Source organism: Massilia sp. 01N417 (assembly GCF_056399645.1).
Genome location: NZ_JBFTRS010000042.1, coordinates 1 through 10769, shown reverse-complemented (window position 1 = coordinate 10769; position 10769 = coordinate 1). Strand labels below are relative to the sequence as shown.

The following is a 10769-nucleotide window of genomic DNA, read 5'->3' as shown; positions in this document are numbered from 1 at the left end:
CCAACACGCCGGCCCGCACCACGCCGCCCGCGGCCGCAGGCGCCGCCGCTCCCGCAACCGGCACGYCGCCCGTCCAGCGCGCGCCGGCAAACGCCACGCCCGCCGCGCCGCGTAGCGGGGAGGGGACCTGATGCCTACCCGCCCGCACTACATCCTGCTGCCGGTCAGCCCGCTGTTCATCGCCTTCAGCCTGATCTGCGCTTTCATGCTCAACCTGCTGCCCTGGGGACGCTGGGTCGGCGCGCCGGACTTCGTCGCGCTGGTACTGGTATTCTGGGGCATCCACCAGCCGCGCAAGGTCGGCATCGGCATCGCCTTTTCGATGGGCCTGCTGATGGACGTGCACGACGCCACCCTGCTCGGCGAGAACGCGCTGGCCTACACCCTGCTGTCCTACCTGGCGATCATGATCCACCGCCGCGTGCTGTGGTTCCCGCTGGCGACCCAGGCGCTGCACGTGTTTCCGCTGCTCTTGATGACGCAGGCGATCCAGGTGATCGTCCGCTTCATCGTCACCGGGCGCTTTCCGGACTGGCTGCACTTCATCGAAAGCGTGGTCGCGGTCGCCCTGTGGCCGGCCATCACCTGGCTGCTGCTGGCGCCGCAGCGCCGTGCGGTGGACAAGGACCATACGCGCCCAATCTGATGTTCGTTGAATGACCGAGATTAAAAACAACGATCGCGAGATCCACAATTTCCGCATGCGCCTGACGGCGCTGGTGGTGCTCGTGTTCATCTGCTTCGGCCTGCTGGTTGCCCGCTTCGTCTGGCTCCAGGTGATCAAGCACAACCAGTACATGGCCCAGGCCGAGGACAACCGCATCGCCCTGGTGCCGATCGTCCCCAACCGCGGCCTGATCCTCGACCGCAACGGCGTGGTCCTGGCCAGCAACTACTCGGCCTACACCCTGGAGATCACGCCGTCCAAGCTCGAGGCGAACCTCGATTCCGTGATCGACGAGTTGTCGAAGCTGGTGACCATCGAGGCCAAGGACAGGAAGCGCTTCAAGCGCCTGCTGGAAGAGTCGAAGAACTTCGCCAGCGTGCCGATCCGCACCCGCCTGAGCGACGACGAAGTGGCGCGCTTCACCGCCCAGCGTTTCCGCTTCCCGGGCGTGGAGGTGCAGGCGCGCCTGTTCCGCCAGTACCCGCTGGGCGAGATCGCTTCGCACGTGCTGGGCTATATCGGCCGCATCAACCAGAACGAAGCCAAGGCCATCGAGGAAGGCGACGACTCGGCCAACTACAACGGCACCGACCACATCGGCAAGGAAGGCCTGGAAAAGAGCTACGAGCGCCAGCTGCACGGCCAGACCGGCTACGAGGAAGTCGAGCGCTCGGCAGGCGGGCGCGCGATCCGCACCCTGTCGCGCACCGCGCCGGTGCCGGGCTCGAACCTGATCCTGTCGATCGACATCGAGCTGCAGAAGGTGATCGAGGAAGCCTTCGGCGACTTCCGCGGCGCGCTGGTCGCGATCGAACCGGAGACCGGCGACGTGCTGGCCTATGTGTCGCGGCCCGGCTTCGATCCCAACCTGTTCGTCGACGGCATCGATTCGCAAAGCTGGTCCGAGCTGAATACCTCGCTCGACCGGCCGCTGATGAACCGTCCGCTGTCCGGCACCTATCCGCCCGGCTCGACCTTCAAACCCTTCATGGCCCTGGCCGCGCTGGAGCTGGGCAAGCGCCGTCCCGAACAGGGCATCAACGACGCCGGCTTCTTCATGCTGGGCGGCCACCGCTTCAACGACGACAAGCCCGGCGGCCACGGCTACATCGACATGTACCGCTCGATCGTGATGTCCTGCGACACCTACTACTACCAGCTCGGCAACGACCTGGGCATCGACGCCATCAGCGGTTTCATGAAGCAGTTCGGCTTCGGCTCGGCGACCGGCATCGACCTCGAGCACGAGAAGTCGGGCGTGCTGCCGTCGCAGGAGTGGAAGCGCGAACGCTTCAAGCGCAACCGCGCGGCCCAGAAGTGGGTGGGCGGCGACACGATCTCGGTCAGCATCGGCCAGGGCTTCAACAGCTACACGATGCTGCAGCTGGCGCATGCGGTGGCGACCCTGGCCAACAATGGCGTGATCATGAAGCCGCACCTGGTCAAGATCGTCGAGGACGGCGGTACCAAGCAGCGCGCGCTGACGGTGCCGAAGGAATCCGGCCGCATCCCGCTGAAGCAGGAAAACATCGACATCATCAAGCACGCGATGGTCGGCGTGATGACCGATCCGAGCGGCACCGGCCGGCTGGCCTTCCGCAATGCGGAGTACACGGCCGGCGGCAAGACCGGTACCGCCCAGGTGGTCGGCCTGAAGGGCGCCAAGTACAACCACAACATGACCCCGGAACGCCTGCGCGACAACGCGCTGTTCACCGCCTTCGCGCCGGCCGACAAGCCGAAGATCGCGATCGCGATGGTGGTCGAGAACGCCGGCTTCGGCGCCCAGTACGCGGCCCCGATCGCGCGCAAGGCGCTCGACTACTACCTGCTGGGCAAGCGTCCCGGCGACAAGGCCAAGCCGCTGCCGAGTACCGCGGTGCAGAAGGAAGACCTGGCGGTGCCGGAAGAGGCCTTCGGCCCGAGCGCCGGCCAGCCGAAGCCGCCGGGTGGCGAGACCCCGGGCAACAAGGAGTAAGCGATGCCAGCCCATATTCCAGAACGGCGCTCGCTGAGCCGGCGCCTGAAACCCTACTTCACGGTCTTCGACGGCCCGCTGGCCCTGATCCTGTTCCTGCTGTTCTCGGTCGGTACGCTGACCATGAGTTCGGCCGGCCACGACTTCCCCGGCCGCATGGAAGGGCAGATGCGCAACATCCTGCTGTCCTTCACGGTGATGTGGATCGCGGCGAACATTCCGCCGCAGATGCTGCTGCGCCTGGCCGTGCCGATCTACAGTTTCGGCGTCGCGCTGCTGGTGGCGGTGGCGCTGTTCGGCACCATCAAGAAGGGCGCGCGGCGCTGGCTGCACGTCGGCGTCGACATCCAGCCTTCCGAGATACTCAAGATCGCCACGCCGCTGATGCTGGCCTGGTATTTCCAGGCCCGCGCCGGCTTCATGAAGTGGCAGAACTTCATCGTCGCCGCCGTGCTGCTGCTGATTCCCTTCGGCCTGATCGTCAGGCAGCCCGACCTCGGCACCGCGCTGCTGGTCGGTACCGCGGGCTTCTGGGTGATCTTCCTGGCCGGCCTGTCATGGAAGGCCCTGCTCGGGCTGTTCACGGCCGGCTGCGCCGCGCTGCCGGTGGCCTGGTCGATGCTGCACGACTACCAGCGCGAGCGGGTGATGACGCTGATCGATCCGACCTCCGACCCGCTGGGCAAGGGCTTCCACATCATCCAGTCGACCATTGCGATCGGCTCCGGCGGCATCAGCGGCAAGGGTTACCTGAAGGGCACCCAGGCCTACCTCGAGTTCATCCCGGAGCGCACCACCGACTTCATCTTCTCGGTGTACTCGGAAGAATTCGGCCTCGTTGGTAACCTGGTGTTACTGTTCTTGTATCTTCTGCTCATCGGGCGCAGCATGATGATCGCTGCAAACGCCCCGAACCTGTTCACGCGCTTGCTGGGCGGTTCGATCGCGATGATGTTTTTTGTTTACTCTTTCGTCAACATGGGCATGGTCAGCGGCATCCTCCCGGTGGTCGGCGTCCCCTTGCCTTTCATGAGCTATGGCGGAACCGCCTTGATTACTTTGGGGCTCGGCAGTGGTATATTGATGAGTATTCAAAGACACCGCAAACTGGTGCAGACCTGACATGAAAGAGAACGCGATGGCCGTTCGGTTTCTGCCAGCGGTCATCGCGTTAGTAACAACGACGCTGATGACAGGCTGCAGCACAACCAGTGACGGCGAACATAAAAGCCTGATTCCACTGCCCTGGAAGCACAAGGTGGCAACGAAGAACGGCAAGATCGACACCACCCTGCCCAAGCTGCCTCCGGCCGGTTCCGGCCGCGGCGGCTACTACCAGGACGACGGCCCCGGCGACAATCCGCCGGAAGGCTTGCGCGACACACCGGATGCGCTGGTCAAGTACGAGCCCTATGCCAAGTTCGCCAACAAGCCGTATTCGGTCTTCGGGCAGACCTACACCCCGCTCCTCAACGACGAGCCCTTCAACCAGCGCGGCGTCGCCAGCTGGTATGGCGTGAAATTCCACGGCCAGCGCACCTCGTCGGGCGAAGCCTACGACATGTACAAGATGACGGCCGCGCATCCCACGCTGCCGATCCCGTCCTATGCGCGCATCACCAGCCTGGAAACCGGCAAGTCGGTGGTGGTGCGCATCAACGACCGCGGTCCCTTCCATTCGGACCGCATCGTCGACGTCTCGTACACGGCGGCGCTCAAGCTCGGCCTGCTGGGCAAGGGCAGCCACCAGGTCGAACTCGAGCGCCTGTTCCCGGACGATCCGACCCGCGTCGCCACCGTGCGCCGCGCCGCCACCTCGGCCGCCCAGGCCGCGCCGGCGCCGGCGGAAATCGCGGCCTTGATGCTGGAAGACCGCGTGGCCATGGACAGCGCCGCGGTGGCGCGCCCCGATGCGCCGGCCCGCGCGCAGGATGGCAAGGCCGCCAGGCCCGGCTACTACCTGCAGCTGGGCTCCTACGGCCGCGAGGGCAAGGCGGAAGAGATGAGCGAGAAGCTCAAGCAATCCGGCGTCTCGCAGGCGATCGAAGTGGTGCGTTCGGGTTCGGTCAAGCGCATCTACAGCGGGCCTTTCGAGACCCGTGCGATGGCGCAGGAGGCGGCGCGTGCTCTGCCTTCTTCCTTGGGTTTGAAACCCATCGTCGTGCGGCGCTAATCAACGGCAATTCGTCGTTTCCGCCGACGACACCGCATCCGCCACCGACTCGATGCGCGCCCGCGCCGCAGCCTCGATATCGCGGAAGCGGTAGCTGTAGCGCGGGACCGAGGGGCCGCGCGGCGTGATGCGGGCGCTGTGAACGCCCTGCTTGTTCAGCTGGGCCAGCAGGGTCTGGGCCCCGCTCTCGGTCTTGAACACGCCCAGCGAGATCGCCCACTTCATGGGCGACTCCCCCTGCATGATGAAGAAATTGGTGACGCCCAGGCCGCGCAGCTCGCCCGCCTTGCGCTCGGCCGCTTCCTTGCTGCCCTGGGGCGGGATGTTCACCAGGTAGCTGGTCACGTCCTGGGCCTGCACGGCCTGGCGCGACTGGCGCTCGCCCAGTTCGAGGGAGGCCAGGCGCGCTTCGAAGCGCTTCGCTTCGCCGGCGCTGAAGGTGCCGACGTCGATGCAGGCCAGCGGCCTGGCCGGCGCGGGTGCCGCCGCCGCACTGGCTTCGACGGCCGCCGCGGCCGGCGCGCCGGCCGGATCCGCTGCCGGCGCCGCCTTGGCCGCGTCGGCCTGCTCATTGGTCAGCAGGGTCAGCCGGGATGCTTCCAGCTGGGGCTTGATGCGCGCGCGTTCCTCGTCGCTTCCCTTGCTCGAACCCAGGAAGCCCTGGGCGTAGGCGAACAGGGCGGCGTTCAGGAGTAGCAGCGACCAGAAGACGAATCTCAGCACGTTAGGTCCTATGACGAAGGTGACGCGATGGCGGCCGCGTGCAGCCCGACCAGCACGATATTATCCAGCATCCGGTAGGGCACCGCCAAAGCCGGGGCCACATGGCCCGCCGCGCCGCCCGAGACGATGCACAGTTCGGCCGGCAGGGCCGCACAAGCGCGCGCGATGGCGCCGGCCTGGGCCGAGATGCAGCCGGAACGGATCGCGTCCAGCGTGTTGTCGGCAAAGACCGGCGGCAGTACGGCATCCGCGCTGGTCGACGGCAGCTGCGCGGTGCCGCGCGCGAGCGAGTCCAGCATCAGGCCGAGTCCCGGCAGGATCATCCCGCCCACGAATTCGCCATCGCTCGACACGGCATCCACGGTGGTCGCGGTGCCGCAGGTGGCCACCACCAGCGCCTTGCCCGGCACCAGGGTGCGGGCGCCCAGCGCGGCGGCGAAGCGGTCGGCGCCCAGCTGGGTGGGATTGCGGTAGCGGCTGCGCAGCCCGGCCAGCTCGGCCTGGGCGCCAAACCATTCGGGCTGGGCCAGCGGGAGCAGGGCGCCGAGGCGCTCGCGCATGGCGGTGCCGGCCACGTTCGAGACCAGCGCGCGCCGGACGGCATGACCGACCCAGGCGGCCCGCAGGCCGTCCAGTTCCGCATGCAGCACGGCGCCGTGGGTAATCCACTCGCCCGGCGCCGCGCCTTCGTGGGCGACGGCCCACTTGACCCGGGTATTGCCGGCGTCGACCAGCAGCATCGTCATGGCGGCTTTGCTCCTATGCCTTGATGCGCAGCGAAACGTCGCCGGCGACGATCGCGACGCGGCCGCTTTCCGTGTCGAGCAGCAGGCGGCCGGCATCGTCGACGCCGGCGGCCAGGCCCTCATGCAGGACCTCGCCGCGGTCGAGGACGACGACGGTCTGCCCCTGCCAGCCATGCAGCAGGTTCCAGCGCGCGCTGAAGGCGGAAAAGCCGCTTTGCCCGAACAGGCGCAGGGCCTCGGCCAGGCCGTCCAGGATCGCGGCCAGCAGGGTGTCGCGTTCCATGCGCGCCAGCCAGGGCACGGCGGCCACGGAGCGGCCGATCTGTTCTTCGAGCTCGTCCGGCATGGCGAGGTTCAGGCCGATGCCGATGACGGTCCACACCGCGCCGTCAGGGGCGGGCGCCGTCTCCACCAGGATGCCGGCCAGCTTGTCGCCGTCCTTCAGCACGTCGTTCGGCCACTTGAGCTGGACCGGCTGGCCGAGCCGGCCCAGGGTCTCGGCCAGCGCCGTGCCGATCGCGAGCGGCAGGCCGGTCAGTTTCTGCAGGCCGCCGTCGAACTTCCAGGCCAGCGAGAAGGTGAGCGAGTGTCCGGGGCTGGACAGCCAGCTGCGGCCGGCGCGGCCACGGCCGGCGGTCTGGTGCTCGGCTACCAGCAGCACCGGCGCGCCCAGGGACGGGGCGCGCGCCAGCAGGTCGGCGTTGGTCGAGCCGGTTTCAGGCACCACCTCGACCGCGACGCCGGCATGGGACTGGGCCATGATGCGTTCGGCATTCATGCGGCCTCCTTGCGCGCCTTCTGCGGCGCACGCGCGAACAGCGGGTCGAACACGGCATTCGGCAGCAGGCGCAGCAGACGGGCGGCGACGCCCATCTGCCAGGGGATTACACGGAAACCGCTGCCGGCGTCGATGGCGTCGGCAGCGCGGGCCGCGAAACGCTCGGCCGGCATCAGGAAGGGCATGGGGAATCGGTTATTGCTGGTCATGGGTGTATCGATATACCCGGGCGCGATGGTCACGACCCGGATGCCGTGGGGGCGCATTTCGAGGCGCAGCGATTCGGCATAGCTGTGCACCGCCGCCTTCGAGGCACAGTATGCGCCGGCGCCTTTCATGCCCCGGATGCCCGCCACGCTGCCGATCGCCACCAGCCGGCGCGCGCCGGTGCCTTGCTTCATCGAGGCGATGAAGGGCGCGAAGGTGGCGATGGTGGCGTTGACGTTGGTGGCGAACACGGACTCGAACAGCGGCAGGTCTTCGGGGCGTTCGGTCAGGGTGCCGTGCGAGATGCCGGCCGAGGCGATCACGATGTCGGCGCCGCCATGCGCGGCGATGAAGCCGCGCGCCGCCTGCGCCAGCGCGGCGTGGTCGGTGACGTCGACTGCCCAGGCGCTGTGGCGTTCCCGATTCGGCAGCGAGGAAACCAGGGCGTCGAGCGCATCCTTGCGGCGCGCCAGCAGGCCGAGCACGGCGCCGCGGCCGGCATACTCGCGCGCCAGCGCGGCCCCGATGCCGCTCGAGGCGCCGGTGATGAAGACGCGCGGCGGCGCGGCGCTCATTGCCTGGCCTTGGCCGCCAGGTAGTCCATCACCTGCAGCGCCGCCTGCTGCTGCCGGGCGAGGGACACCGCCGCCGCGGCCAGGCCGAGCGCGGCGGCACAGAACAGGCGGCGGCTCCTCATCGGGGCCCGCTCAGCGCTGCTTGCGCACGATGGCGACGTCGACGCCGTTGTCGAGCAGCTTGGCGCGCGCCTTGTTCATCGACTCGACCTGGTTGTACGGGCCGAGGCGCACATGGTGCAGCACGCCGCTCTCGCGGGTGCTGTCGCTGATCGCGGCTTCGAAGCCGAGCAGGGCCAGCTTGGCGCGGGTCGCTTCGGCGTCCGGCATGTTGCGGAAGGCGCCGGCCTGCAGGTAATAGATGTACTCGCCGCTGCCGGCCGTATTGGCCGCGCTGGCCGTGGTCGTGGCGGGCGCAGCGGCCGGTACTGCATGCGATGCCGGCGCCGCGGCGGGCACGGCCAGCGGATGGCTGTCGTGCGCCGCCGGCTGGGCCGCCGGTTTCGCTTCCATGCTGGCGATCGCCTGGCCCAGCGGGTCCGCCGACTCGACCGGCTTGGCCGGCGTGGCCGGCGTAGCGGAACGCGCCGCCGCCTTCTCGGTCACTTCCTTGTTCGCCTCGCGCACGGCCTCGCGGTTGGCGTACATCGGCTTGTTCGGATCCATCGCCTGGCCCGGGGCCGGGTCGGCCGGGCGGCCGGTCTTGGCGGCCTTTTCCGTGAACGGCGAGGCGCCCTTGGTGATCGTCAGGGCGACGGCGACGGCGATGCCGAGGCCGACGATCAGGCCGATGATCAGGCCGGTGAGCGTGCTGCCGCGCTGGCGCGCGATGGCGCGGATGGTGCGGGTGCGAAAGGCGGTCATGGACTTACATCTTCTCCGGTGCCGAAACGCCGATCAGGGCCAGGCCGTTGCGCAGCACCTGGCGGGTCGCGGTGGCCAGGGCCAGGCGCGCCAGCTTCAGTGCTTCGTCGTCCTCGATCAGCCACTTGTGGGCGAAGTAATAGCTGTGCAGCTCGCCGGCCAGTTCGCGCAGGTAGAACGCGACCTGGTGCGGGCCCAGTTCGGCCTGGGCACGCTGCAGCATCTCGGGGTAGGCCGCCAGCTTGGCCAGCAGGCTGGCTTCGTGCGGCTGGGTCAGCGGCGACAGGTCGGCGTTCGCCAGGCTGGCGACGTCGCCGCCCCAGTTGGCCAGCGCCGAGCAGATGCGCGCATGGGCGTACTGCACGTAATAGACCGGGTTCTCGTCGTTGGTGGCCAGGGCGACGTCGACGTCGAACACGAACTCGGTGTCGGCCTTGCGCGAGATGAGGAAGAAGCGCACCGCGTCGCGGCCGCGCGTGATGTCGCCGTTGCCCGACCATTCGATCAGGTCGCGCACCGTCACGTAGGAGCCGGCGCGCTTGGAGATCTTGACCTCTTCGCCGTTCTTCATCACGGTGACCATCTTGTGCAGCACGTAGTCGGGGTAGCCCTTCGGGATGCCGATGTTCACCGCCTGCAGGCCGGCGCGCACGCGGGCGATGGTGCCGTGGTGGTCGCTGCCCTGGACGTTGATGGCCTGGTCGAAGCCGCGCTTGAACTTCTGGATGTGATAGGCGACGTCCGGCACGAAATAGGTATAGGTGCCGTCGGACTTGCGCATCACGCGGTCCTTGTCGTCGCCGTAGTCGGTGGTCTTCAGCCACAGCGCGCCGTCCTGTTCGTAGGTGACGCCGGCGTCGATCAGGGCCTGGACCGCGGCTTCCACCTTGCCGTCGCTGTACAGCGAGGACTCCAGGTAGTAATTGTCGAACTTGACGCCGAAGGCTTGCAGGTCCTGGTCCTGCTCGTTGCGCAGGTAGGTGACGGCGAAGCGGCGGATCGATTCGAGATCGTTGGTATCGCCGCTGGCGGTGGCCGGCTGGCCGTCGCTGGCCGAGACCGTTTTCTTCGCCAGGAAGTCGTCGGCGATGTCCTGGATGTAGTCGCCGTTGTAGGCCGACTCCGGCCATTCCAGATCGCCCGGCTTGAAGCCGCGGGCGCGCGCCTGGACCGAATTGGCCAGGGTCAGGATCTGCACGCCGGCGTCGTTGTAATAGAACTCGCGGGTGACCTTGTGGCCCTGGGATTCGAACAGCGCCGACATCGAGTCGCCCAGCGCGGCCTGGCGGCCGTGGCCGACGTGCAGCGGGCCGGTCGGGTTGGCCGAGACGAATTCGATGATCACGTGGTGGCCGGCGCCGCTGTCGCCGCGGCCGTAGGCTTCGCCCTGCTGCAGGACGGTGCGCGCCACCGACTGCTTGGCGGCGTCGGCCAGGCGCAGGTTGATGAAGCCCGGACCGGCGATCTCGGCCGAAGCGATCAGGCCCTTGGCATTCGGATCGGCTTCGAGGGCGGCGACCAGGCGGGTCGCCAGTTCGCGCGGATTGGTCTTCAGCGGCTTGGCCAGCTGCATCGCGATATTGCAGGCGATGTCGCCGTGGGTCGGGTCGCGCGGACGCTCGAGGGCGACGTTCGGGGTCAAATCGGTGCCGGCGACGATCGGGGCCAGGGCGGCCTGGAACAGGGCAACGATTTCTTGTTTTTGTTGGGCGAGCATGAACTGTGGTCGAAAATGAAATGGTTGGGGCCTGGATCCAGGCGAACATCGGTCATTATACTGGTTTGAGGCAAGGCGGAATATGTTCCAAGCCCTTGCTCCAAAGCTTCGTTTAAGCCTGCGCAACGCTTAACCGCTACAATGTGCGTCTTTATGCATTGATCATTCGCCATGACTGAAAAGCGCCCGACGCTCACCCTCAAACCCAAGGCCAGAACCGCCGGCACGGGCGCCGCGCGCGCCGGACAGAACAAGCCGGGCCCGGCGCGTCCGCAGGCCAAGGGCGGCCCGGGCCGCGGCGCGCCGCAGCAGGGACGTCCGTCCGGCCGGCCGGAGCAGGG

Annotated in this window: 11 protein-coding genes; 4 read left to right on the top strand and 7 right to left on the bottom strand. The window is 67.9% G+C overall.

Going from position 1 to position 10769, the window contains the following annotated elements; translation table 11 throughout:
• Positions 1-130: 130 nt before the first annotated feature.
• The 4 genes from mreD (at position 131) to AC1DOQ_RS26540 (ending at position 4818) form a co-directional block, all read left to right on the top strand.
• Entirely contained in the window at positions 131-646 is a 516-nt protein-coding gene (gene mreD, locus AC1DOQ_RS26555; protein WP_477371290.1) for a rod shape-determining protein MreD, read from the top strand.
• 10 nt (positions 647-656) lie between these two features.
• Positions 657-2645, top strand: coding sequence for a penicillin-binding protein 2 (gene mrdA / locus AC1DOQ_RS26550; protein WP_477371287.1), 1989 nt, complete (start codon positions 657-659; stop codon positions 2643-2645).
• A gap of 3 nt (positions 2646-2648) precedes the next feature.
• Positions 2649-3767, top strand: coding sequence for a rod shape-determining protein RodA (rodA, locus tag AC1DOQ_RS26545; protein ID WP_442124058.1), 1119 nt, complete (start codon positions 2649-2651; stop codon positions 3765-3767).
• Positions 3768-3903: 136 nt separating this feature from the next.
• The gene (locus AC1DOQ_RS26540) at positions 3904-4818 is read left to right on the top strand and encodes a septal ring lytic transglycosylase RlpA family protein (protein ID WP_477371285.1); all 915 of its coding nucleotides are present in this window, start codon (positions 3904-3906) and stop codon (positions 4816-4818) included.
• On the opposite strand, the gene AC1DOQ_RS26535 is transcribed toward AC1DOQ_RS26540, so the two are convergent.
• The 7 genes from AC1DOQ_RS26535 to argS are packed head-to-tail and all read right to left on the bottom strand — an operon-like array spanning position 4819 to position 10428.
• A complete protein-coding gene (locus tag AC1DOQ_RS26535; RefSeq protein WP_477371283.1) occupies positions 4819-5541 on the bottom strand; it encodes an SPOR domain-containing protein in 723 nt (240 codons plus the stop codon).
• 8 nt (positions 5542-5549) lie between these two features.
• Positions 5550-6281 carry a type III pantothenate kinase gene (locus AC1DOQ_RS26530; protein WP_477371293.1) on the bottom strand — a complete coding sequence of 244 codons (732 nt, stop codon included), beginning with the start codon at positions 6279-6281 and terminating at the stop codon, positions 5550-5552.
• A 19-nt stretch (positions 6282-6300) separates the two neighbouring features.
• Complete coding sequence (locus tag AC1DOQ_RS26525) at positions 6301-7065, bottom strand: biotin--[acetyl-CoA-carboxylase] ligase (RefSeq protein WP_477371280.1); 765 nt, start codon at positions 7063-7065, stop codon at positions 6301-6303.
• A complete protein-coding gene (locus AC1DOQ_RS26520; RefSeq protein WP_477371277.1) occupies positions 7062-7847 on the bottom strand; it encodes an SDR family oxidoreductase in 786 nt (261 codons plus the stop codon). Before AC1DOQ_RS26520 ends, AC1DOQ_RS26525 begins: the two co-directional genes overlap by 4 nt.
• A complete protein-coding gene (locus tag AC1DOQ_RS26515; protein ID WP_477371274.1) occupies positions 7844-7969 on the bottom strand; it encodes a hypothetical protein in 126 nt (41 codons plus the stop codon). The genes AC1DOQ_RS26520 and AC1DOQ_RS26515 overlap by 4 nt, the downstream gene beginning before the upstream one ends.
• A 10-nt stretch (positions 7970-7979) precedes the next feature.
• On the bottom strand, positions 7980-8711 hold the full coding sequence (locus AC1DOQ_RS26510) for an SPOR domain-containing protein (protein WP_477371271.1): 732 nt from the start codon (positions 8709-8711) through the stop codon (positions 7980-7982).
• 4 nt (positions 8712-8715) lie between these two features.
• The gene (argS, locus tag AC1DOQ_RS26505) at positions 8716-10428 is read right to left on the bottom strand and encodes an arginine--tRNA ligase (RefSeq protein ID WP_477371268.1); all 1713 of its coding nucleotides are present in this window, start codon (positions 10426-10428) and stop codon (positions 8716-8718) included.
• Positions 10429-10769: the final 341 nt, after the last annotated feature.